The sequence below is a fragment of the Streptomyces sp. BA2 genome (genome assembly GCF_009769735.1).
Classification (GTDB): Bacteria; Actinomycetota; Actinomycetes; order Streptomycetales; family Streptomycetaceae; genus Streptomyces.
This window is the reverse complement of sequence record NZ_WSRO01000002.1, coordinates 4449874-4472865: the sequence shown is the minus strand read 5'-3', so window position 1 is coordinate 4472865 and position 22992 is coordinate 4449874. Positions and strand designations below refer to the sequence as shown.

At 71.1% G+C, this 22992-nt stretch carries 23 protein-coding genes; 12 read left to right on the top strand and 11 right to left on the bottom strand.

Annotated elements, in window-relative coordinates; all coding sequences use genetic code 11:
• Window positions 1-14: 14 nt before the first annotated feature.
• Complete coding sequence (locus E5671_RS22700) at window positions 15-938, top strand: aminoglycoside phosphotransferase family protein (protein ID WP_160505791.1); 924 nt, start codon at window positions 15-17, stop codon at window positions 936-938.
• 43 nt (window positions 939-981) lie between these two features.
• Window positions 982-1458 (top strand): GNAT family N-acetyltransferase, encoded by a 477-nt coding sequence (locus E5671_RS22695; protein WP_160505790.1) that lies wholly within the window; start codon window positions 982-984, stop codon window positions 1456-1458.
• A gap of 35 nt (window positions 1459-1493) precedes the next feature.
• Here E5671_RS22695 and E5671_RS22690 read toward each other — a convergent pair whose 3' ends face one another.
• Both E5671_RS22690 and E5671_RS22685 read right to left on the bottom strand, forming a co-directional pair.
• Window positions 1494-2516 (bottom strand): zinc-binding dehydrogenase, encoded by a 1023-nt coding sequence (locus E5671_RS22690; RefSeq protein WP_160505789.1) that lies wholly within the window; start codon window positions 2514-2516, stop codon window positions 1494-1496.
• A gap of 81 nt (window positions 2517-2597) precedes the next feature.
• Window positions 2598-3752, bottom strand: a complete 1155-nt coding sequence (locus E5671_RS22685; RefSeq protein WP_336606062.1) for an NAD(P)-binding protein — start codon at window positions 3750-3752, stop codon at window positions 2598-2600.
• A 208-nt stretch (window positions 3753-3960) separates the two neighbouring features.
• On the opposite strand from E5671_RS22685, the gene E5671_RS22680 reads away from it, so the two are divergent.
• On the top strand, window positions 3961-4641 hold the full coding sequence (locus E5671_RS22680; protein WP_202121219.1) for a pentapeptide repeat-containing protein: 681 nt from the start codon (window positions 3961-3963) through the stop codon (window positions 4639-4641).
• A 317-nt stretch (window positions 4642-4958) separates the two neighbouring features.
• On the opposite strand, the gene E5671_RS22675 is transcribed toward E5671_RS22680, so the two are convergent.
• The 3 genes from E5671_RS22675 to E5671_RS22665 are packed head-to-tail and all read right to left on the bottom strand — an operon-like array spanning window position 4959 to window position 7322.
• Window positions 4959-5456, bottom strand: a complete 498-nt coding sequence (locus E5671_RS22675) for a hypothetical protein (protein ID WP_160510358.1) — start codon at window positions 5454-5456, stop codon at window positions 4959-4961.
• Window positions 5457-5512: 56 nt separating this feature from the next.
• The gene (locus E5671_RS22670) at window positions 5513-6163 is read right to left on the bottom strand and encodes a response regulator (RefSeq protein WP_160505787.1); all 651 of its coding nucleotides are present in this window, start codon (window positions 6161-6163) and stop codon (window positions 5513-5515) included.
• 16 nt (window positions 6164-6179) lie between these two features.
• Window positions 6180-7322 (bottom strand): sensor histidine kinase, encoded by a 1143-nt coding sequence (locus E5671_RS22665; protein ID WP_160510357.1) that lies wholly within the window; start codon window positions 7320-7322, stop codon window positions 6180-6182.
• Window positions 7323-7624: 302 nt separating this feature from the next.
• Between E5671_RS22665 and E5671_RS22660 the strand changes: the two genes are divergently transcribed.
• The 3 genes from E5671_RS22660 to E5671_RS22650 all read left to right on the top strand — a co-directional run bounded on the left by E5671_RS22660 (window position 7625) and on the right by E5671_RS22650 (window position 10000).
• A complete protein-coding gene (locus E5671_RS22660; protein ID WP_160505786.1) occupies window positions 7625-8182 on the top strand; it encodes a GlcG/HbpS family heme-binding protein in 558 nt (185 codons plus the stop codon).
• Between the two features lie 97 nt (window positions 8183-8279).
• Window positions 8280-8885 carry an ankyrin repeat domain-containing protein gene (locus E5671_RS22655; RefSeq protein ID WP_160505785.1) on the top strand — a complete coding sequence of 202 codons (606 nt, stop codon included), beginning with the start codon at window positions 8280-8282 and terminating at the stop codon, window positions 8883-8885.
• Window positions 8882-10000 carry a hypothetical protein gene (locus tag E5671_RS22650; protein ID WP_160505784.1) on the top strand — a complete coding sequence of 373 codons (1119 nt, stop codon included), beginning with the start codon at window positions 8882-8884 and terminating at the stop codon, window positions 9998-10000. Before E5671_RS22655 ends, E5671_RS22650 begins: the two co-directional genes overlap by 4 nt.
• Before the next feature lie 14 nt (window positions 10001-10014).
• On the opposite strand, the gene E5671_RS22645 is transcribed toward E5671_RS22650, so the two are convergent.
• Window positions 10015-11508 (bottom strand): FAD/NAD(P)-binding protein, encoded by a 1494-nt coding sequence (locus E5671_RS22645; protein ID WP_160505783.1) that lies wholly within the window; start codon window positions 11506-11508, stop codon window positions 10015-10017.
• A gap of 162 nt (window positions 11509-11670) precedes the next feature.
• On the opposite strand from E5671_RS22645, the gene E5671_RS22640 reads away from it, so the two are divergent.
• On the top strand, window positions 11671-12765 hold the full coding sequence (locus tag E5671_RS22640) for a LuxR C-terminal-related transcriptional regulator (RefSeq protein ID WP_160505782.1): 1095 nt from the start codon (window positions 11671-11673) through the stop codon (window positions 12763-12765).
• Window positions 12766-12836: 71 nt separating this feature from the next.
• Window positions 12837-14285, top strand: coding sequence for a M1 family metallopeptidase (locus E5671_RS22635; RefSeq protein ID WP_160505781.1), 1449 nt, complete (start codon window positions 12837-12839; stop codon window positions 14283-14285).
• Between the two features lie 17 nt (window positions 14286-14302).
• Here the strand turns inward: E5671_RS22635 and E5671_RS22630 are convergent, their stop codons facing one another.
• Entirely contained in the window at window positions 14303-14818 is a 516-nt protein-coding gene (locus E5671_RS22630; protein ID WP_160505780.1) for a GNAT family N-acetyltransferase, read from the bottom strand.
• 266 nt (window positions 14819-15084) lie between these two features.
• Between E5671_RS22630 and E5671_RS22625 the strand changes: the two genes are divergently transcribed.
• Window positions 15085-15642: a hypothetical protein gene (locus tag E5671_RS22625; RefSeq protein ID WP_160505779.1), complete on the top strand. Its 558-nt coding sequence runs from the start codon at window positions 15085-15087 to the stop codon at window positions 15640-15642.
• A gap of 67 nt (window positions 15643-15709) precedes the next feature.
• On the opposite strand, the gene E5671_RS22620 is transcribed toward E5671_RS22625, so the two are convergent.
• From E5671_RS22620 to E5671_RS22610, 3 genes are all read right to left on the bottom strand, one after another.
• The gene (locus tag E5671_RS22620; protein ID WP_202121217.1) at window positions 15710-16546 is read right to left on the bottom strand and encodes a phosphoenolpyruvate hydrolase family protein; all 837 of its coding nucleotides are present in this window, start codon (window positions 16544-16546) and stop codon (window positions 15710-15712) included.
• Window positions 16547-16615: 69 nt separating this feature from the next.
• Entirely contained in the window at window positions 16616-17866 is a 1251-nt protein-coding gene (locus E5671_RS22615; RefSeq protein WP_160505778.1) for a Tm-1-like ATP-binding domain-containing protein, read from the bottom strand.
• A gap of 123 nt (window positions 17867-17989) precedes the next feature.
• The gene (locus E5671_RS22610; RefSeq protein WP_160505777.1) at window positions 17990-18565 is read right to left on the bottom strand and encodes a TerD family protein; all 576 of its coding nucleotides are present in this window, start codon (window positions 18563-18565) and stop codon (window positions 17990-17992) included.
• A 197-nt stretch (window positions 18566-18762) separates the two neighbouring features.
• Between E5671_RS22610 and arfB the strand changes: the two genes are divergently transcribed.
• Window positions 18763-19200: an alternative ribosome rescue aminoacyl-tRNA hydrolase ArfB gene (arfB, locus tag E5671_RS22605; protein WP_160510355.1), complete on the top strand. Its 438-nt coding sequence runs from the start codon at window positions 18763-18765 to the stop codon at window positions 19198-19200.
• 105 nt (window positions 19201-19305) lie between these two features.
• On the opposite strand, the gene E5671_RS22600 is transcribed toward arfB, so the two are convergent.
• Window positions 19306-19851, bottom strand: coding sequence for a flavin reductase family protein (locus E5671_RS22600; RefSeq protein ID WP_160510354.1), 546 nt, complete (start codon window positions 19849-19851; stop codon window positions 19306-19308).
• A 401-nt stretch (window positions 19852-20252) separates the two neighbouring features.
• On the opposite strand from E5671_RS22600, the gene cdgB reads away from it, so the two are divergent.
• Both cdgB and E5671_RS22590 read left to right on the top strand, forming a co-directional pair.
• A complete protein-coding gene (gene cdgB / locus E5671_RS22595; protein ID WP_160505776.1) occupies window positions 20253-21926 on the top strand; it encodes a diguanylate cyclase CdgB in 1674 nt (557 codons plus the stop codon).
• A 75-nt stretch (window positions 21927-22001) separates the two neighbouring features.
• Entirely contained in the window at window positions 22002-22988 is a 987-nt protein-coding gene (locus E5671_RS22590; protein ID WP_160505775.1) for a carbohydrate-binding protein, read from the top strand.
• The last annotated feature ends 4 nt before the right edge of the window (window positions 22989-22992 follow it).

Sequence of the window (22992 nt, the reverse complement as noted above, 5' to 3'; positions counted from 1 at the left end):
CCCGAAAAATCCCCATGCGGCGAATCACCCACGCGGGTAGCGTCGCGGACGTGATCGACATTCGCATTCCGGACGAGCTGATCGAGTCGCAGTACGAGTACGCGGGGGAGCCAGGGCGTGCCTTCATCGCGGCGCTGCCCGCGCGCGTGGCGGAGTTCGTCGAGCGGTGGGACCTGAGGGTCGACGGGCCATCGATGCACGGCATGGCCGCGCTCGTGCTGCCCGTGGTGCGGCGGGACGGCACCCCTGCCGCGGTCAAGTTCCAGCTCCTCGACGAGGAGACCGAGGGAGAGCCGGTCGGGCTCCGGGTGTGGGACGGCGACGGGGCGGTGCGGCTGCTCGACCACGACGACCGCACGGGCACGATGCTGCTCGAACGCCTCGACTCCGGGCGGATGTTGTCGACGATGGAGGACACACACAAGGCGGTGATCGTCATCGCCGAGCTGCTCGCCCGGCTCACCTCGGTGCCCGCGCCCGAGGGGATGCGGCGGCTCGCGGACATCGCGGGGGAGATGCTCGATGACCTGCCCGAGGCCCTGAAGGAGATCCCCGACCCCGTCCAGCGTTCGATCGTGGAGCGGTGCGGGGGCGCGCTGCGCGAGGTCGTGGGGGAGCCCGGTGACCGGCTGCTGCACTGGGACCTGCACTTCGAGAACGTCCTTGCGGCCGAGCGCGAGCCGTGGCTCGCCATCGACCCGAAGCCGCTGGCCGGGGACCCCGGGTTCGACCTCTGGCCCGCGCTCAACAACCGCTTCGACCCGGACGACGTGCTGTGGCGGTTCGACGCGATGAGCGAGGTGCTGGGGTTGGACAGGGAGCGGGCGCGCGCCTGGACGTTGGCCCGGGTGCTGCAGAACGCGCTGTGGGAGATCGAGGACGAGCGGGAGCCTGACGGGGAGGACCTGGAGGTCGCGCGGCGGCTGCTCGGGTGGTGAGACGCAGGTTGGTCCCGGTGGGCGGTCTGGTTAGCCTGCGGCCATGATTCGTCACGCCACGCCTGCCGACGTCCCCGTCATCCACGCCATGGTCCGCGACCTCGCCGAGTACGAGAAGGCTCTCGACGAGGCCAGGGCCACCGAGGAGCAGCTGCGCGAAGCGCTCTTCGGCGAGCGGCCCGCCGCGTTCGCGCACATCGCCGAGGACGACGCGACGGGGGAGACCGTCGGGTTCTCCCTGTGGTTCCTGAACTTCTCCACGTGGCGCGGTGTGCACGGGATCTACCTGGAGGACCTGTACGTACGGCCCGAGGCGCGCGGCGGCGGGCACGGCAAGGCACTGCTGACCGAGCTCGCGCGGATCTGTGTGGAGCGGGGTTACGAGCGCCTTGAGTGGTCCGTGCTCGACTGGAACGAGCCGTCGATCAACTTCTACAAGTCGCTCGGCGCGCTGCCGCAGGACGAGTGGACCGTGTATCGGCTGACGGATGGGGCGTTGGCCGGGCTGGGGGGTGCCTGAGAATCAGCTGGTCGGGGCCTGAGTATCCCTGAGCATCAGGGGATCAGTACCACCTTGCCCGTGGTGCGGCGGTTCTCCAGGTCCGCGTGGGCCGCTGCCGCCTCCGCCAGAGGGTAGCGCTGGACCGCCGGGGTGAAGTGGCCCTTCTCCGCTTCGGCGAGCGCCGCGAGCTCCAGGGTGCGGATCGGGTTGTCGCTGCTCGCCCTGCGCATCATCTCCGGGCCCAGGACGTTGAGTTGGGTGATGCCGCGGGCCGCGAGCTGCTCGTCGGTGAAGGTGAGGGGCGCGCCGTCGCGCAGGCCCTCGCCCGACCAGCCGAAGACGACGTGCGCGCCGCCGGGGGCGAGGAGGTCCACGGCGGCCAGGCCCGCCTCGCCGCCCACTCCGTCGAAGACCACGGTGGCGCCCGGCACGCCGCTGCCGCCGAGCTTCGCCAGGTACGCGCGGACCTCGTCCGGCCATTCCGGGTTCTTGTAGTCGACGGCGAGGTCCGCGCCGTTCGCCGCGACCCGGGCCGTCTTCTCCGGGCCGCCGGCCAGGCCGATCACCGTGGCGCCCGCGTGCTTGGCGTACTGGACCAGGAGCGTGCCGATGCCGCCGGCCGCCGCGGGGACGACGGCCACGGAGTCGGGGGTCAGCTCGGTGAACTGCAGGATTCCCATCGTCGTACGGCCCGTGCCGATCAGGGCCACGGCCTCCGCGTCGTCCAGGCTTCCGGGAATCTCGTGCAGACGGGAGGCCTCCGTGACGACGAGCTCGGCGTAGCCTCCGGGGGCGAAGCCGATGTGGGCGACCACGCGCTTGCCGAGCCAGCTTCCGTCGACTCCTTCGCCGAGGGCGTCGACCGTGCCGGCCACCTCGCGGCCCGGGATCGTGGGCAGCTCGGGGAGTTCGGGGAGCGGGCCCTTGACTCCCGCGCGGATCGCGGTGTCCAGGAGATGCACGCCCGCCGCGGTCACCGCGATGCGGACCTGGCCGGGGGCCGGTGCGGGGTCCGGGGTCTCCTCGTACGTGAGGTGCTCGGCCGGGCCGAAGGTGTGCAGGCGGATGGCGTGCATGGCTGGTTGTCTCCTTGGGCTTCGGGTTTGGGATATGGGCTTTGGGATTTGGGCTTCGTGCGTTGACGCCACCCTCGTACCTCAAGCTGACTTGAGGTCAAGCCTTGTGTGGGTCAGGGCGAGCGTCACCGCTTCGAGGGCGCTGTTGAAGGACACCTCGGAGAGCAGACCGGGGGCCGCGACCTGGTCGCCGGCCAGGTAGACGCCGTTGCCGCGGTCGATCGCCGGGCGGTCGCGCCAGGTGGTGCCCGGCAGGTCCACCGCGCCGGTGCGGCCGTTGGACACGGCGTCGCGGCGCCAGACCAGGCGGTCGCGCCAGCCGGGGAAGCCGAGGTCGAGCAGGTGGTCGGCGCGGGCCACGCCGTCCGCCTTGGACTCCTCGGGGGAGAGCGGGATCTGACCCTGGATGAGCTCCTGCCCCGCGGGGGCGAGGCTGCGGTCCTGGGTGGTGAACCGCTCGATCCAGCCGGTCCTGTCCAGGTCGGAGATCGCGAAGGGGTCGCCCTTGCGGGAGCTCAGGGCCACGTCGACGAGGGTGGTGCGGCCGCTGTCCCAACGGAGGCTGTCGTCCTGGAGGAGTGCGCGGGCCGCGGGGAGGGAGGTGGCGACGACGACCGGGCCTGCGGCGGGGAGCGAGGCGAGGGAGTCGACGCGGGACAGCGTCTCCACGCGTACGCCGAGGTTCCAGGCGAGGGTCGCCATGCGGTCGATGACCGAGCCCCAGCCGCCGCACGGGTAGTGCGCCTCCGGGGGCAGCTTCGTGGCGCGGCGCAGGCGCTCCTGGACGAACCTGGCGGAGAGGGAGCCGGGGTCGTGGTGGAACGTCGCCACGGCGATGTAGTGCGCGGCGGCGCGTGCGCCTTCCTCGCCGACCTCGCCGGTGGCCCAGGTCATGAAGTCCGTGTCCACGGGCGCCTGTTCGGGCTTGCGGCGCAGGAGCCTCAGCATCGCGAGGGGTGGGGTGCGGCGGAGCCTGCCCTGGTGGTGGAGGCGGAGCCGGGTGCCTTCGAGGGGCGGGATGGGGGCGAGGGGGCCGATGAGGTCGCGCTGCTTGAGCCAGGTCCAGTGGGGGCCGCCGTTGTAGAGGGCGTGCGGGCCTTCGTTCGTGCGGTACGCGCCTTCGGCGGTGCGGGCTCGGCCGCCGAGGGTGTGGTGGGCCTCGTGGACGGTCACCCGGGCGCCGGCTTCCGCGGCGCTGATGGCAGCGGTCAGGCCGGCGAAGCCGCCGCCGATGATGGTGAGGGGGTTGGGGTTGGGGTTGGGGTTGGGGTTGGGGTTGGGGTTCTTGCGGGGGGTGGTGGTCACGGGGTGGGCTCCTGTCGTGGTCGGTGCGTCTGCTCGGTGCGTCTGCTTGGTGCGTCTACTCGGTACGACGGATGGGGGTGCCCGGGATGTGACATCGGGGTGCGGCGGCGTTGTCAGTGGGTGGGTGCACGATGGGCGTATGGGACAGAGGGATCGGCAGAGGGATGCGGCAGGGGTGAAGAAGGCTCGGCGGCCGGAGGTGCGGCTGCCTGGGCTGCGGGCGTTCGGCGAGGGCGAGTTGGAGCCCGACGGGGACTATGACGGGGTGGAGTTCAGGGGCCTCGACCTCGCGGGGCAGGACGGCGGGGGAGCGCTGTTCCTGGACTGTGCGGTGACGGGCTGCGGGGTGACGGAGACACGGCTGAGCAGGGCGCGCTTCGTGGACTCCGTGCTGACGGAGCTGCGGGGCGTCGGCACCGAGCTGGCGGAGGCTTCGCTGCGGGACGTGGAGGTGGTGGACGCGCGGCTCGGGGGTGTTCAGCTGCATGGGAGTGTGCTGGAGCGGGTGGTCGTGCGGGGCGGGAAGATCGACTATCTGAACCTGCGGAAGGCGCGGTTGAAGGACGTCGTCTTCGAGGGCTGCGTGCTGGTGGAGCCGGACTTCGGGCAGGCGGCGCTGGAGCGGGTGGAGTTCGTGGGCTGCGTGCTGAAGGGGGCGGATTTCAGCGGGGCCCGATTGAAGGACGTCGACCTGCGGTCGGCTGCCGAGGTGGACATTCTGCGGGGTCTTGACTGCTTGGCGGGGGCGGTGATCAGTACGGCACAGCTGATGGACTTGGCACCGGCGTTCGCTGCGCAGGCGGGGGTACGGGTGGACTAGCGTCCGGCTTGGGCGGGGGCTCGGGGCCGCCTCGTCTGTGGGTGCGGGGCCGCGCCGGTATGTCCGTCCTCGCTATCGTCCGGTGGCCGCTGGGTTGCTTCGGCTCCGGAGACTTCGGGAGCCGTGCTCCGGGCAGACATACCGGCACGTCCCCTCCCGTGCGCTCCCGACTGCGGCTTTTCGCTGGTCGCTGCGGGGCAATCGGGCGGGTGGGCGGGAAAGGTTTGTTCGTGCAGAGGGGGATGCGGGGTGATCGGGCGGGTGGGTGGGTGAGGCCCGTTCGGCGCGAGGAGGCCGCGGGGGGTTCCGTTGGGCGCCTACGCCCGGGGAAAGCGGGACTGGAGCGACCAGATCGTCGGGTTGTCCCCCAGGGACTCATGGAGGTCGATCAGGTCCGCCAAGAGGTCCTGGAGAAAGTCCCGCGCCTCGCGTCGCAGCTCGGAGTGGGAGAACGTGAGAGGAGGGTCCTCCGCCCGCATCCAGTCCGCCTCGATATCCACCCAGCCGAAGCGCCGCGTGAACAGCATGCGGTCCGTCGATTCCGTGAAGTCGAGCTCCGCGTGCTGAGGGCGGGAGGCCCGGCTGCCTCGCGGATCCTGGTCCACCTGCTCGACGATGTCGCACAGCGCCCACGCGAAGTCCAGGACGGGAACCCATCCCCAGGCTGTGGACAGCTCCCGGTCCGCCTTCGTGTCCGCGAGATACACGTCCCCGCAGAACAGGTCGTGCCGCAGCGCGTGAACGTCCGCGTTGCGGTAGTCGAACTGAGGAGGGTCGGGAAAGCGGTGGGAGAGGGCGTAGCCGATGTCGAGCACGTGGTCGATGGTGTCATGGCCCCGGGCATGGCCCCGGCGGGGCAGGACGGCGCCGCTCACGGCAGCAGCCGCTGCTCCTTCGCCACCGCCACCGCGCCCGCCCTCGTATCCACCCCGAGCTTGTCGTAGATCCGGCCCAGATGCGTTTTCACCGTGGCCTCGCTGATGAACAGCGCGCGGGCGATATCGCGGTTGCCGAGGCCCTGGGAGAGCTGCGCGAGGATGTCGAGCTCGCGGTCGGTGAGGGTGGGCAGCGGCTTGCGCATGCGGGCCATCACGCGGGACGCGACCGGCGGGGAGAGCGTGGTGCGGCCCTGCGCGGCGGCGTGGATCGCGGCGAAGAGCTCCTCGGGGCGTTCGGCCTTCAGGAGGTAGCCCGTGGCCCCCGCCTCGATGGCGCGGGTGATGTCCGCGTCCGTGTCGTACGTCGTCAGGACCAGGACATGGGGCGGCGCGGGACTGCCGGACGACGTGATGCGGCGCGTTGCTTCTACGCCGTCCATCCCCTCGCCCAGCTGCAGGTCCATCAGGACCACGTCCGGCGTCAGCTTCGCGGCGAGCGCGATCGCCTCCTCGCCCGTGCCCGCCTCGCCGACCACCTCGATGTCCGGCGCGCTGCCCAGCAGGGCGAGCAGTCCGGCCCGTACGACGATGTGGTCGTCGCAGACCAGGAGGCGGACCGGGGGCGTAGGCGCAGGGGTCGTCATGAGGTCTCCTCCGGCGTCATCGGGTCTCCTCCGGCGTCAAGGGGATCGCCACCGAGAGCACCGTGCCCTCGCCCGGTGCCGACTCGATCGTCAGTGTGCCGCCGAGCTGCCGTGCGCGGGCACGGATCGCGGGCAGCCCGTGGCCCCGCCGGTCGGGGGCGGGCGGCTGCTCGGTGGGCGTGAAGCCGCGGCCGTCGTCCGCGATGTCGAGTACCACCTGGTCGTCCAGGTGTGTGAGGGTCAGCGCCGCCGTCGTCGCGGCGGCGTGCTCCGTCACGTTGGCCAGGGCGCCCTGGGCGATGCGCAGGAGCGCGGACTGCGTCCGGTCGGGGAGCGGGGCGGGCGTGCCCTCGGCGTGGAAGCGGACCGTGAGGCCCGCGTCCTGCGCGGTGCGCGCGGCCAGCGTCCGCAGCGCCTCGTCGAGGCCGCCGCCGTCGGCGAGGTCGGCGGGCGCGAGGTCGTGCACGAAGCGGCGGGCCTCGGCCAGGCCGCGTTCGGTGATCGACTCGGCGGTACGGACATGGGTGCGGGCCTTGGCCGGGTCCGTGTCCCAGACGCGGTCGGCGGCCTGGAGCAGCATCTGCTGGCTGGACAGGCCCTGGGCGAGGGTGTCGTGGATCTCCATGGAGATGCGCTGGCGCTCGGCGAGTGTGCCCTCGCGCCGCTCGGTGGCGGCCAGTTCGCGGCGGGTGCGGATGAGGTCGTCGATGAGTGTGCGCTGGCGGGCCGCCTGGCGCTGCATGTAGAGGAAGACGGCGGTCGCGACCGCCGCCCAGGCGGGCGGCGCGAGCAGCAGGTTCGGGTCGAAGCTGCCCGCGAGCTGCAACTGCGCGACGACCACGAAGGCCGTCAGGACGGCCACCAGGAACAGGGCGGCGCGCGGCGGCAGCGTACGCAGGCCGGTGTAGAAGAGCGGCACCGCGCACCACGCGAAGCTCGGCGCGAGTATGACGAGCACGACCCAGACGGCCACGACGAGGATCAGCCAGGTGAGGCGGCGCGGCGCGGTGGGGCGGGCGCCGATGGCGGGGCCGAGCACGTAGAGGAGCGCGAGGGAGACCGAGAGCGCGATGATCCACGGTGTGCGCGGTTCGCCGGGGTGCCGCATCAGGAAGCGGGTCAGCGACGAGCTGAGGAGAAGGAAGAACGCCGTGTGCATGACGGCCGCGAGCCAGCGCGAGTCGGGGTCTTGAGTGGCGCCTTGGGCCTGCTCCACGGCTTCGCTCCTTCCGACTCGCTGCTGAACTGCGCAAACAACCTCATTGTGGCCCGTCGGGATCACCAGGGGGTCAACCGATCGGCTGACCCTCGTGTCGGCCGAGCCGCGGGCAGGTAGCAGCCGGTACGTCGAGGGGTCGGCCCCGGATGCGGCCGGAGGATTGATCGCAGAGGAAACAACCTCTCACCGGATCTCTGCCTTCACCTTCACCTTCACCTCCGCCTTCACCTGAGGAGCACCCCATGCAGAAGCTCTCCCGCCGCACCCGTGTCCTGACCATCGCCGCCACCGCCGCCGTCCTCGGCGCCGGAACCTTCGGTGCCGTCTCCGCGAGCGCCGAGTCCCCGGCCGCCGCTCCCAAGGCCGCCGTCGCCGCCGACGCGGGCAGCAAGAACCTCACGCAGTCGACGCACCTGAACATCGACGCCGCGACCAAGGCCGCCCAGGCCACCCTCGACGCCGCCGAGAAGGAGAACCAGCGCGTCTCCGTCGCCGTCGTCGACCGCAACGGCAACACCATCGTCGAGCTGCGCGGTGACGGCGCGGGACCGCAGTCCCCCGAGTCCGCCGTGAAGAAGGCGTACACCGCCGTCTCCTGGAACGCGCCCACCTCCGAGCTGACCAAGCGCCTGGAGCAGGCCCCGAACCTGAAGGACATCCCCGGCACCCTGTTCCTCGCGGGCGGCGCGCCGGTGACCGCCAAGGGCGCGCCCATCGCGGGCATCGGTGTCGCGGGCGCCCCGAGCGGCGACCTGGACGAGAAGTTCGCGAAGGCGGGCGTCGCGGCGCTCGGCCGCTGAAGCGCGCCGAAGCCGCGCTGAAGCCGCGATGCTGAGGCTGTTTCCGGTCCGTACGACGGCCCGTACGACGGTCCGTACGACGACGAGGAGGACGACCATGGCGAGGACCGCAGAGGACCAGCGGCTGCTCGACGCCGCACGGGCCGGGAACGCCGACGAAGTGAGAGCCGCCCTCGACGCGGGAGCCCGCGTCGAGGCCCGCGACACCGAGCTGCGCACACCGCTGCTGCTCGCCGTCACCGGCGACCACGTCGAGGCCGCACGGGTCCTGGTGGCCGCGGGCGCCGACGTCGACGCCCAGGACCACCGCGCCGACAGCCCCTGGCTGGCAACCGGCGTGACCGGCAGCGTCGCCATGCTGCACGTCCTGCTTCCCGCGGGGCCCGACCTGAAGCTCCGCAACCGCTTCGGCGGGATCTCCGTGATCCCCGCGTCGGAGCGGGGCCACGTCGCGTACGTACGGGAAGTCCTGCGCGTCACCGACACCGACGTCGACCACGTCAACGACCTCGGCTGGACAGCCCTGCTGGAGGCCGTGATCCTCGGTGACGGCGGTCGCGCGCACCAGGAGATCGTGGAGCTGCTGCTCGCGGCGGGCGCGACGCCCGGTCTCGCCGACCGGGACGGCGTCACGCCCCTCGCGCACGCGGAGCGCCACGGTTTCGCCGAGATCGCCGCACTGTTGAGGAGGGCTGCCTCGTGAAGGCCCCCCGGGCGGTGGCCATCGCTCTCCTGGGCACCGCCCTCCTCGCGGGCTGCGGCACCGCCGGAGACAGCCAGGCGCCCCCGGGCGCCGAGCCCACCCGCGCGACCGTCACGGCCACCCTGCCCGCGGAACAGCGCACCCCCGACGGCACCCTCCTGGTGGCCGACTTCGGCTCGGACACCGTCACGTTCGTCGACCCCGAGCGCGGCCCCATCGAATCCGTGAAGGTCGGCACGGCCCCCTACGGTCTGACCGTGGGCGACGACGGCCGCGCCTGGGTCGCCACCGCGGACGCAGTGGCCGTCGTCGACACTCACACCCGCGAACGCGTCGACCGCATCCCGTACGAGACCGACAGCGGCCCCGCGACGACCGGCGAGTACCGCGGCGGCGGCATGGGCATCGCACTCTCCCCGGACGGCGAGCACGCCTACGTGGGCGTCAATGTGCCGGACGGCAAGGGGGCGTTGGAGGTCATCGACACCGCGAAGCGCGAGGTCACGGACACCGTGCCGGTGGGCCGGCGCCCCTTCGACGTGGACGTGTCGAAGGACGGCCGCGAGGTCTACGCGACCAACCACGACTCCTTCGACGTGACGGTCGTACGCGCCGACTCCCTGAAGCCCCGCCGCGTCGAAGTCGCCCCGTACGGCACGGAAGGCGGTCTCGGCTCCTGGCTGAAGCCGCACTACGCCGCCGTACGCCCCTCGGACGGCAAGCTCCTGCTGCCCTTCGAGGGCGAGAAGCTCGTCGTGCTCGACCCGCGCACCGGCGAGTCCGACATCGAGAAGATGACGGCCAACACGCATCAGCACGGCGCGCGGATCACGGACGACGGCACGCTGTTCGCGGTCGGCACGGGACCCATCGACCCCTCGGCGGACGAGGGGCCCTCGCTGACCATGCGTACGAAGGACGGCGAGGAGAGGGTCTTCCCGCTGGACGGCCCGCACGAGGACGTCGCCGTCTCCAAGGACGGCGGCACCGCCTACGTCACCGGCGGCTTCACCCGCGACGGATTCTGGAACGGGATCACCGTCATCGACCTGAAGAGCGGCGACGCCCGCCGACTCCCGGCAGGGGAACGCCCGTTGGGCATCGCCGTCCTGTAGCGCCCGCGCTGCCGTCAGGCCGCCCGAAGGGCTTGGGCGGTGCGGGACGCCTGGGCGGTGACACCGGGGATGCTCGACGTGATGAACGAGCCGCCGCCGGTCAGGTCTCCGACCACATGCACGCGCGGGTCGGCGGGGATCAGCCCGCCGACCGGGTGGAGCGTGGCCAGGCCGCCGTCCGCCAGGGAGCGGACCAACTGCTCGGCGGCGGCCGGGACCGCTTGCGGCGGCGGGTTCACGGCGTTGACGACGATGTCCACGGTGCGTCGGCCGCCGTCGTGGACACGGAACCGGCCGTTCACCGGCTCGATCCCCCGTAGCCCGCGCGCGACGGTCAGTTGCCCCGAATCCAGAAGCCGCGCCAGGACCGCCGCGTTCCCCGGAATCATGGGCGAGGCCACGCCGGTGGCCGTGCGGAGATGACGCCGCAGCCGGGCCCGGTCGGCTTCGGGCAGCAGCCGCCACGCGTACGGGCCGACGGTGTGCGCCGTCTGCTGAAGCACCCGGCGGCCCGTCCGGGGGTCGTCGATGGCGGCGAGCTGCCGCCGGAGACGCAGGGCCGGATCCTCGGCTCCGGCGCCGCCGAGATCGGCCATGAGCTCTTCGAAGTCCTCACCTGTGTCCACGAGTTCCGCGCGAAGCAGCCCGATGAGGTCGTCGAGCCTGACGTTCCCCTGCGCCTTGTGCAGCTCCGCCACGCGCTCGGTCGTCACGTGCCGCGGGCGCCGGTCGTCCGGGCGCTGCCAGACGTGCGGCAGCACTCCGCCGCGTGAGAGCAGCGTGATCCGCCCCGCGTGCCCGCGCGCGGCGAGCGACACGACGACGTCCACGGCGGTCAGGCCGCTGCCGATGACCGCCACGTCGCTCCAGGCCGGGACCTGTTCGAGCGTGGCGGCCAGTGGATAGGGGTCGGCTGTGAAGCCCGGGTTGCCGGCGAGGCCGTACAGGTCAGGGGGTGTTCCTCCGCCCACGCACAGCGCCACGTGGGTGGCCTCGTGCTCGTGCGTGTGGTGTGTATGCGGGTGGTGTGTACGGATGGCGAGACGTGTCCCCGAGTGGGCCACCCCGGTCACGCGGGCAGCCACGACGCGTACGAGCCAACCGTGCTCGCTCAGGGCCGCCATGGCCTTCTCCGCGGTGTGCTCCAGATACTCGCCGTAGAGCGCACGCGGGACCAGCGGCTGGCCCAGCAGCTCGTCCAGGTGGTCGGCGCCCCGTTCCCCGAGCCAGGCCGCATAGTGGCCGAAGTCGCCGTTCCGGATCGACATGATGGCGGGCGGCGCGTTCACCAGCACCGAATCCAGGTCCGGTCCGTACGGGCGCCCGCGCCACAGCCGCGGCGAAGGCTCGAAGACCGTGATGGTGCCGGTCCCGCCCTCCATTGGGGGCCCGCCCTCCGTTGCGGTCCCGCCCTCCGTCGTGGCCCCGCCCTCCGTTGCGGTCAGCGTGGCCAGTGCGTCAAGGAGGCCGACTGCTGCCGCGCCCCCTCCGACGATCGCGATGTTCATCGTGTCCCTCTCCCGTGGTGGACGTGTGCGATCGACCTTCGCCAACGCCGCCCGGGAGCCCCATCCCACGCGTGCGGGTGATCGGCCAGGAACAGCCCCCCTCAAATGAGGGGTTGGTGTCGTGTGGTGGACAGGGCAGGCTGATCAGCGGAGGGGATGCGCATGACCGATCAACGCCGGGCGGTGCTGTCGGCTGCCGAACAGGCCCTGAACGCAGGCGACTTGTTCAGCCGGGTCTCGGCCGGGCTGCGGCGGCTCGTGCCGTTCCACTCCGCCGTGTGGACGGCCGCCGACCCGGAGACAGGCCTGATCACGGCGCCGATGCTGGTGGAGAACGTCGGCTCGGGCGAGGGCTGTTACGCCTACTGGGAGAGCGAGCTCCTGGAGGAGAACATCGTGCCGTTCCGCGAGCTGGCCCGCGCGACCGTACCGGCGGCCGGGCTGCGCGCCGCCACCGGCGGCCTGCCCGCCCGCAGCGCCCGCTTCCGGCGCCTCCTGCTCGGTCAGGGCGTGCACGACGAGCTGCGTGCCGTACTGCGGATCGGCGGCAGGCCATGGGGCCTGGTGAGCCTGTTCCGCACCACCGACGCGTTCCGCCCGGACGAGATCGCGCTGATGGCCGGCCTGTCACGCCCGCTCGCCGCATGCTTGCGCGGGTTCGCCCGGCCGCCCGAGTCCGCGTCCCGCACGGATGCGCCCGCGCCGGGCCTGATCCTCTTCGACGCGTCCGGCGAGGCCATGTCCGCCAACGACGAGGCACGGCAGCACATCGCCCTGCTGCCGAAGGGCCCTTCGTTCCCCACGGCGCTGGGGCTGAAGCTGCCCATCTGGGTGGTCGGCACGGCCTTCCAGGCGCGGGCCGTCGGCGAAGGACGCGCCCACCACGGCAACGCCCGCGTGCGCATCCGGACCACCGAAGGCCGCTGGCTGGCCTGCCACGCCTCCTGCCTCACGGGACCCGGCGGCAGCCCGGGCCCCGTGGCCCTCGTCATCGAGCCCGCGGCACCCGCCGACCTGGCGGTCCTGGTCGCGGAGGCGTACGGCCTGACCTCACGGGAGCTCCAGATCACGCAGCTCATCGCGCGCGGGATGAACACCTCGGAGATCGCCGCGGCGTTGTTCATCTCCCCGCACACGGTCCGCGACCACCTCAAGGCCGTCTTCGCCAAGGCTCGCGTCTCCAGCCGCGGCGAGCTGGTCGGCAGGCTGTTCGCCGAGCATTACTGGCCTGCCCTGCCGGGCCGCGTCCCCCGGTGAAGCCCCGGTGAAGCCCCGTTGAAGCCCCGGTGCAGCCCGCGAGGGCTGCACCGGACAGCTCCACCGAACATATGCCGCATAAGATCGCATCCGTGCACCCACGATCCACGGCGCTCCGCGGCGCGTCGGCCGTCGCCATCGCCGCCCTCGTCCTCACCGCCTGCAGCGGCTCCCGTGTGCATGGCACGCCCGGAGCCGACGGTGTGCGTGACCCGTACTTTCCCCAGCTGGGCAACGGCGGTTACGACGTCGCTCACTACGACCTGGCCATCGGGTACGACCCCGACGCGCGTCACCTCACCGGCACGGCCGAGGTCACGGCGCGCGCGACCCAGGACCTCAGCGCCTTCAACCTCGACCTCAAGGGCCTGGAGGTGAAGGGCGTGAGCGTCGAGGGGAAGGACGCCTCCTTCCACCGTGACGGGCAGGAGCTGACGATCCGGCCCGCGGAAGACCTCGACAAAGGCGAGACGTTCCGCACCATCGTCCGCTACTCCGGCAGCCCGGAGACCGTCACCGACCCGGACGACTCCAAGGAGGGCTGGCTGCGGACGGAGGAGGGCGCCATCGCGCTGGGCGAGCCGTCCGGCTCCATGGCGTGGTTCCCCGGCAACAACCATCCGTCGGACAAGGCCTCGTACGACATACGCGTCACCGTCCCCCAGGGCCTGAAGGCCATCTCCAACGGTGAGTTGACCCGCGAGTCGACCAAGAACGGCCGCACGACCTTCGCCTGGCACAGCACGGAGCCGATGGCGAGCTATCTCGCGACGGTGGCGATCGGGCCGTACGAGGTGAAGAAGTCCACGACGAAGTCCGGCATCCCGGTGCTCACGGCGGTGGAACCCTCCGAGGCCAAGGCCGGCGCGAAGGCGCTCGCCCGCATCCCCGAGATCCTGGAGTGGCAGGAGCTGAACTTCGGCCCCTACCCCTTCTCGTCGACCGGCGCGATCGTCACTCGCGAGGGGGACGCGGGGTACGCCCTGGAGACCCAGACCCGCCCCACCTACCCCGGCGCCCCCGACCCCCAGCTCATCGTCCACGAGCTGGCCCACCAGTGGTTCGGGAACTCCGTGACGCCCAAGTCCTGGCGGGACATGTGGCTGAACGAAGGCTTCGCGACGTACGCCGAGTGGCTCTGGCAGGAGGACAACGGCGGCGACAGCGCGCAGGAGATCTTCGATCAGATCTACGCGGGCGACTACTACGAGGCCAAGGAGGACAACGACGCCATCTGGGCCTTCCCGCCCGCCAAGCCGCCGTCCGCCGCGAACATCTCGGACAGCCCGGTGTACGAGCGGGGCGGCATGGTCATCCACAAGATCCGCCAGGCGGTGGGCGACGACACCTTCTACGACATCGTGCAGGGCTGGACGAAGGCCCACCGCCACGGCAACGCGGACACCGAGGACTTCACGCGGTACGTGGAGAAGCACGCGGGCGGCGAGGCGGCGCGGGCCAAGGTGCGCGCGATCTGGGGCCCCTGGCTGTACGGGGACGGGAAGCCGCAACGCCCGTAAGGCCTCACGGACGTGGCTCAGGCAAGCGGCTTGCGGAGTACGGCGCAGGGGCGGTCCGCGTCGAGATCGCGCCGGTGGTCGATGACCTCGTACCCGAGCGAGCCCCAGAAGGCGAGCCCGGTGTCGTTCCCCTCCAGGACGGCGAGCCGCACCCCGTCGCGTCCCTCCCCGCGGAACCGCTCCTCGATCTTGCCCACGAACTCCCGTCCGTACCCCTTTCGTTGCTGCCGGGCGTCCACCATGAGCAGGCCGATCCACGGATCGGGGTCGGCGGGGTCGGGGTGCCGGTTCAGTGTGATGCCGATCCCTACGACCCGCCCCTCGGACCGCGCGACGAGCACCTGGGACTCCGGTACGGCCAGTTCGTCCGCGAGCGCGGCGGCGACCTGTTCCGGCCGGATGTCGTCGGAGTCGGGGAAGTCCCCGGAGAGTGCGTGGAAGACGCGGTTCGACGCGTACAGGGCGGTGAGTTCGGTGAGCAGCTCGCCGGGGAGCGCGCCGTCCTCCGCGGGATCGAGCGGTTCGAGGATCATGCGGCGCAGGTTAGTGGACCGGGCCGGTTCCGGGCCCCCCTTTTCGCTTCCTTTCCCTCGCGTACCAGGAAGTGAATTCAGTACCGCCAGTCCGGACAAAATCAGGACAGCTGTCGATTTGGCCGGAAGGATCGCTGCCGGGGGTCGCGTGAATTCTTCAATCTGTATGGGCGTTGCACCGCACCGAATCACCGTGAGGCGGAAAGGAATTCACGTCTCAACCACTTTGTGCGGTGCTCAACCAATTCCCCGGAAGGGAGAATTACGTGGCAAGCAGCAGGGCACGTATCCGCGTCGAGCTGGTCAAGGTCCACTGTTACGACACCGAGGACAACCTCGGCGGTGACGAGTTCTACGTCGTGGGCGCCGCCGCATGTGGTGAGATCCGCAATGTGGTCCTCACCAAGCCGCTCGACATCAACGACCAGCAGACGAAGATGTTCAACCCGACCGAGTCCGTGATCTTCGAGGGTGAGGTCGACCTGGCCGAGACCCTGACCATCGGGATCGCCGGCTACGACGAGGACTTCAGCTCGGACTGGGGCAAGTACGGCCAGGCCCTCAAGGAGATGCTGGACTCCGTCAACAAGATCAGCCCCATTCCGGGCCAGTTCGGCCAGCAGCTCATCGACGTCTCGTACACGGCGATGAGCGACGTCCTCAAGAAGATCGACCCGGACGACGAACTCGGCCAGCTCACCGTCTCGCGCCCCATTTCGGAAATCCACGCGGGCGACAAGCCCTGGCCGTTCGAGGGCGGCAGTTGGATGGGCAAGTGGAAGTACGAAGTGACGTACCGGATCACGAAGATTCCTGTGGAGTGACCTCGGAATTTCCCTCTGCGTGGGGCGGCTTTCCGTATGGCGTGTGCCATACGGAAAGCCGCCCCGTTCAGCCGTTTGCCTTCAGGGCCTTGAAGGCCCGCGTCTGGTCCACGATCGCCCGCTCCGTGGGGAGGCGTTCGATCGAGGACGCGCCGAAGAAGCCGACGATTCCCGTGGTGCGGGACAGGACGTGCGCCGCGTCCTCCGGTTCCGCGATGGGGCCCCCGTGGCACAGCACCAGGATGCCGGGGTTCACGCGCTTGGCCGCGTCGTGCATCTCCTGGACCGCCGTCGCCGCCTGGTCGAGGGTCATGGCCGTGCCCGCCCCGATCGCGCCCTTCGTCGTCAGGCCGACGTGCGGGACAAGGACGTCCGCTCCGGCCCGTGCCATGTCCGCCGCCTGGTCGGGGTCGAAGACGTAGGGGGTCGTCAGGAGGTCGCGGGCGTGGGCCTCGCGGACCATGTCGACCTCCAGGCCGTAACCCATGCCGGTCTCTTCGAGGTTGGTGCGGAACGTGCCGTCGTACAGGCCGACCGTCGGGAAGTTCTGCACGCCGGTGAAGCCCATCCGCTTCAGCTCGTCCAGGAAGCGGCCCATGTCCCGGAACGGGTCCGTGCCGCACACCCCGGCGAGGACCGGGGTGTCCTTCACCACCGGAAGAACCTCCCTGGCCATGTCCACCACGATCGCGTTCGCGTCGCCGTAGGGGAGCAGGCCCGCCAGGGAGCCGCGGCCCGCCATTCGGTAGCGGCCCGAGTTGTAGATGATCAGGAGGTCCACGCCGCCCTCCTCCGCGCACTTGGCGGAGAGGCCCGTGCCCGCTCCCGCCCCGATCACCGGATTGCCCTTCGCCACCTGGGAGTTGAGGCGCGCCAGGGCTTCCTTGCGGGTGATCTGCGTCATCAGTTTCTCCTCAGGTGAAGTCGTGCTTCATGCGTCGTGCGTGATGCGTGATGCGTGATGCGTGATGGGTCATGGCGTCTGCTTCAGCGCGCGTGCGCTGATCAGCTCGTCCAGGCGGTCGGCCATCGCCTCCGCGAACGACGCGTCGTTGATGTGCGCGTCCAGCTCATGCAGTCGTACGCCACTGCCCCGCACCGTCATCCGCAGCGCGTCGAGCCCGGCCGCGTCCGCCGCCCTGTCCTCGAACGGGCCGCCCTCGACGTCCACCGCCGAGACCCCGCGCAGCGGCCAGAAGAACTCGACGGGGCCGCGGGCGGCGGCGAGCCGGTGGCCGAGGGTGGCGCCGAGCGCGGCCATCTCCTCGGGTGTCGTGCGCATCAGGGTGACCGTGGGGTTGTGGACGAGGAGGGTGCGGTCCGCGAAGCGGGGCGGGACCGTCGGCTCCGGGCCGAAGTTGACCATGTCGAGGGCGCCGGGGGCGACCACCTGCGGGATGCCCGCGCGGCCCGCCGCGGTGAGGCGCTCGGGGCCCGCGGAGAGGACGCCGCCGACCAGCTCGTCGGCGAGTTCGGTGGTCGTCAGGTCGAGTACTCCGTCCAGGAGGCCGTCGGACGCCAGCTTCTCCACCGCACGGCCGCCCGCGCCCGTGGCGTGGAAGACCAGGACCTCGTAGCCGAGCGCGTCGAGGCGGGCGCGGGCCGCGTCGATCGCGGGCGTCGTCACGCCGAACATGGTCGCGGCGACCACCTTGCGGCCGCGGCCCGCCAGTTCGTCGTGGTCGCGCTCGAAGCGGCGTGCCATGCCCGCGGCCGCCGCAGCCGCATTCCCGAGAACCTGCCGGGAGACGGCGTTCATGCCGGAGATGTCCACGACGCTGTGCATCAGGGTGAGGTCGCTGCTGCCCACGTACGGCGCCACATCGCCGCCCGCCATCGTGCTGACCAGGACCTTCGGCACCCCGACCGGCAGTGCGCGCATCGCCTGCGCGGCGATCGACGAGCCGCCGCTGCCCCCGGCGGCGAGCACCGCGTGCAGTTTTCCCCGCCGGTGCAGGTCGAGCACCACCTCGGTCACGCCGTCCGCCATCGCCGCCACGGCCGCGCCCCGCTCGCCCGCACTGCGCAGCTTCGCCAGGTCGTGCCCTGCCGCGCGGGCCACGGTGTCGGCCGGCACGTCGGGGGCGGGGGTCCGCGCGGGCGCGGGCAGTATGCCGGCGTCGATCAGCATGGTGTCGCTGCCGTACTCCACGAGCCGTTCGCGCAGCCAGGCGTACTCCGCGCCTTTGGTGTCGAGCGTCCCGATCAGCACCACGGTCGCCATGGCTCACACTCCCTCAAGTGGTGGGTGGTGCTGCCGATGCTCCGGCCCCGGAGCCGTCGCGGCAACCACGAGGGCCCCCGGCGGAGACTCCGCCGGGGGCCCTCGTGAACTGGCCTATGAACCTCAGACGTTGACGCCGAAGTCCTGCGCGATGCCGACGAGGCCGGACGCGTAGCCCTGGCCGACCGCGCGGAACTTCCACTCCGCGCCGCTGCGGTACAGCTCACCGAAGACCATGGCGGTCTCGGTGGCGGCGTCCTCGCTCAGGTCATAGCGGGCGATCTCCGTGCCGCCGGCCTGGTTGAGGATGCGGATGAAGGCGTTCCGCACCTGGCCGAAGTTCTGCGAGCGGTTCTCCGCGTCGTAGATCGAGACCGGGAAGACGATCTTGTCGACGTCGGCCGGGAGGCCGGCCAGGTTGACGTTGATCTGCTCGTCGTCGCCCTCGCCCTCACCCGTGACGTTGTCACCGGTGTGCACGATGGTCTGGTCCGGCGTCGCCTTGTTGTTGAAGAAGACGAAGTGGCCGTCCGAGTAGACCTTGCCCTGCGGGTTCACCGCGATGGCCGAGGCGTCCAGGTCGAAGTCGGTGCCAGTGGTGGTGCGGACGTCCCAGCCGAGGCCCACGGTGACGGCGGTCAGGCCCGGAGCCTCCTTGGTGAGCGAGACGTTGCCACCCTTGGACAGGCTTACTGCCATTGTTGGGAGTCCCTTCCCTCGTTGCGTACGAACGGGCTTCGTACTGGGGACGAAGCTACCGTCACCCCTATGAACGTCGACCGGGGTCCCAGAGGTTCCAGTTCCTTTTACTTTCTTTACTCGTCTCTCGCGTCACTCCCGACGCAAGCGTGGCACGCCGTAAATACGGGTGACGTGGACCGGACAGACACGGGACCATAGGACCCATGTCCGGTCCCTATGTCATCCGCGGCTCCGTCTCCCTGCCCGAGGCCGAGCTCATGTGGCGCTTCTCGAGGTCGTCCGGGCCGGGCGGTCAGCACGTCAACACCAGCGATTCGCAGGTGGAGCTGAGATTCGACCTGGCCAACACCCAGGCGCTGCCCCCGGTGTGGAAGGAGCGCGCCCTGGAGCGGCTCGCGGGCCGGCTCGTCGGCGGTGTCGTCAGCGTGCGGGCATCCGAGCACCGTTCCCAGTGGCGCAACCGCGAGATGGCGGCCACCCGCCTCGCCTCGCTGCTCGCGGAGGCCACCGCTCCGCCGCCCAGGCCCCGCCGCGCGACGAAGATCCCCCGGGGGATCAACGAACGGCGGCTCCGCGAGAAGAAGCAGCGCAGCCAGACCAAGCGCGGCCGCTCGGGGGAGGGCTGGGGCTGAGCCCCGGCGCCCGGCCCCCGGCACCCGGTCCCCCCGGCGGCTGAGCAAACAGTGGCGGCAGCAAAGACCGTTCAACCCAAAACCATCAGCTCGACCCCGAAACCGTCAGCCCAGCTGTCGGTACTTCCCCTTGAAATACGTCAGCGGGCCCCCGTCGGCGCTCGGCAGGGCAGCCGAAAGTACTCGCCCGATGACGAGGGTGTGGTCACCCGCTGTCACCGTCTGTTCGGTCCGGCACTCCAGCGTCGCGAGCGCGCCGCCGATCAACGGTGCCCCGGACGTCTCCCCCCGGGCGTACGGAATGTCCTCGAAGAGCAGCCGGTCGCTGATCCTGCCCTTCATCGCGAACCGGCCCGCGATGTGGCGCTGGCTCTCGGAGAGCACCGAGACGCCCCACAGCGGCTGCTCGGCGAGCAGGTCGTCCATCCGGGAGCCCTCACGCAGGCTGACCAGCACGAGAGGCGGGTCGAGGGACACGGAGAGGAAGGCCGTCGCGGTCATGCCGACGTCCTCGCCGACCGGTGCCTGAGGGTCGTCCGCGTCGAGGGACGGCTCGCGGGCGGTCACCAGGACCACCCCCGCGGCGAGCCGGGACATGGCGGCGCGGAACTCTTCGTTGCTCACCCCCACAGGATGCCCGTCGGGGGACATGGCGCGGGGGGAGGGCGGGGCAGGGGGAGTCGCGGAAGCGCTCTCCGGAGATGTCTTCAGTACGGGAACCACGGGAGTGACGCTAGCCCGGCCGCCCCTGTCGCCACATCGGGCCGACGGCCGAGACCGGGCCTAGGACCGAAGGCCGATGCTCCGCGGCACCCTCAGGAGCGGCACCCTCAAAAGGTGTGCGACGGCCAAGTGGACTGGACCAACGAAGGCTTCCCATCTGTGACTTGAGTCACAGGACCCATATTTTGTTGACCCTGTGTACCGAGTGAGCTGCTCGCTGTGATTCAGTGACGGTGGCAATCAGACACTGAGAGAACTCAGGTACTGAGAGAACAGTAAGGGCGCTGCGAATCCTGGAGTTGCTGTCGAGGTCTCGGGGAGAGCGAGCAATGGAGACCGAGTCGGAGCCGTACGTCCGTCTTGCGACCCTGCGGCAGCTGCATCAGGTGGTGGCGGATCTCAACACGGCCCGGAGCCTGGCGGACACGCTGCAGACCGTCGCCGACGGCGTGGTCAACGGCCTTGGCTATGAGCTGGCGTGCGTCAATCTCGTGCGCCCTGACGGCGACCTCGTGGTCGCCGCCTTCGCGGGCAACACCGCCGCCGAGGCCCTCATCACCGGCCGGGTCGGCTCCCGCGAGGCCTGGGAGAAGCGGCTCTCCATGGGCGAGCCCTGGGGCGCCCTGAGGTTCATCTCGTACACCGAGGGCTGGGTCCTCGACGAGGACGACGTCCCGCAGTGGTACACCGACGGCCCCGAGCCCCGCTTCGAGGACGAGTGGCACCCCGCGGACCGCCTCTTCGCCCCGATGTACGCGACGGGCGCCGCCGGCGGCGAACTGCTCGGCGTGATCTCCGTGGACCGCCCCCGCAACGGCCGCAGGCCCGGCGCCTGGGGCCGCGAGGCCCTGCAGATGTACGCCTTCCAGGCCGCCATCGCGATCAGCAACGCCCGCCTTCGCGCCAACATGCAGCGCGCCCTGGTCCGCCTGGAGCGCGAGCAGCAGGCGCTGCGGGCCAGCGAGGAGTCCTTCCGCCAGGCCTTCGAGTACGCGCCGTCCGGCATGGCCATCGCCGAGATGGGCGGCGACCAGCACGGCCGCATCCTGCGCACGAACGACGCCCTGTGCCGCCTGCTCGGCCGCCCCGCGTCCGCGATGCGCCGCTATTCGTTCTCCGACCTGGTCCACCCCGAGGACATCGGCACGCTCCTGCGGACCTCCGCCGAGGGCGGCCGCGCCGAGCTGCGCCTCGCGCGCCGCGACGGGACGTACGTCTGGGTCTCCCTGCGCAACTCCGTCGTCGCGGACGCCGCCGACGGGCCGCGCTTCCTCCTCACCCACGTCGAGGACATAGAGGAGCGCAAGCGCCGCGAGCTCCAGCTCGCCCACCGCGCCTCGCACGACTCCCTCACCGGCCTGCCGAACTCCGCCGAGCTGCGCTCCCGCCTCAGCGCCCGCCTCTGCCGCCGGCCGCACGCGGGCCAGCCGAGCGCGGTGGACTCGCTCGACGCGGCGTACGACGGCGTGTACGACGCGGACGGGCAGCACAGCTTCGACTACGGCTCGAACAACGCGCACGCCCTTCAGCAGAGCGGCGAGGGCTTCGACCACCACGTGCACACCGTCGCGCCCCCCGAAGGGCACGGGGACACGGACGACGGCACCAAGGGCCTGGCCGTGCTCTTCTGCGACCTCGACGGCTTCAAGTCGATCAACGACCGCTTCGGGCACCACACCGGCGACGCCGTGCTCATCGAGGTGGCCAGGCGGCTGACCAGCGGCGTTCGCGACGGGGACACGGTCGCCAGGCTCGGCGGTGACGAATTCGTCGTCCTCGCCGACGGGCTCGGCCGCGCCGACGCGCAGGACCTCGCCGTCCGGCTGCGCAACGCGATCATCCCGCCGATCCGGGTGGACGGCCGTGCGGTCCGGGTCGGTGCCAGTTTCGGCATCGGCTGGGCGCACTGCGGGATGTCGGCAGACGAGGTGTTGCACTCCGCTGACCAGCGGATGTACGTGGAGAAACGGTCACGTGCCAAGCAGCACAGGCGGGCCGGATGAGGTCTACGCCACCCCTTGGGCCCACCGGGAGCGGGTAGGCTCCCCCGGTCAGCGACATGAGGGAGTGACCTGGGAATGACGCCCGGCAATAACGGCGAACACACGCCGAACGCGCCAGAGGGCGACGAGGATGTGTTCGGCTATCTGTACGAAGACGGACAGGCAGCCGGCGCCACCCCGCCCAGCGGCGGGGGCGGTTACGGATACCCGGGTACCCGCTCCTCGTACAACCAGGTGCGCGCGGTCGGCGACCGCCGCCCGAACACCTACGGCACGCAGGCCGCGCCCACGTACGGCCAGCAGGTGCCGCCGCCGCAGCAGGCCTACGGCCAGCCGAACGCGCACTACGCCGCTCCGGAGACGCAGCCCGGCGGGGCCCCCGCGACGCCGCAGTACACCCCGGCGTCCCGAGGCTCCGGCGGTCGCGGCGGCGGCCCCAACACGAAGGGCCTCCTGATCGCCGCGATCGCGGTCGTCGCGGTCGTCGCCATCGGGATCACCGCAGCGATGCTGTCGGGCGGCGGCGACGACGAGGGCGGCGGCAAGGAAGCGGGCGGCGGCTCGACGCAGGCCGAGACGGTCAAGCCCAGCGAGAAGCCGACGAAGAAGCCCGAGGACCCGGTCGAACTCCCGAAGACGGACGCGAAGGCCCTCAAGCTGGAGGGCGGCACGACCACGGCTTCGGACATAGAGGGCGCCGAGTCCGACGGCGGTGTCTACGTCTCCGGGTTCGACAAGGTCGGCGCCCAGGTGACGTGGACCGTCAACGGCATCCCCAAGTCCGGCTCGTACAGCCTCCACGTGAACTACGGCGTCCCCGGCAAGGACTCGAACGCCACCATCCTGGTCAACGGCAAGAAGCAGACCCGTCCCCTGAACATGAAGAACTTCGCCCACGCGGAGGAAGGGGACTGGGAGAAGGGCTGGACCAACACCTGGGCGGTGGTCCAGCTCACCAAGGGCACCAACTCGGTCACGCTCAACTGCGCCCAGAGCGACCTGTGCGGGACGACCGGGGCGAACATCGACAAGATGTGGCTCGTGGAGGGCGACAAGGGCTAGCCGC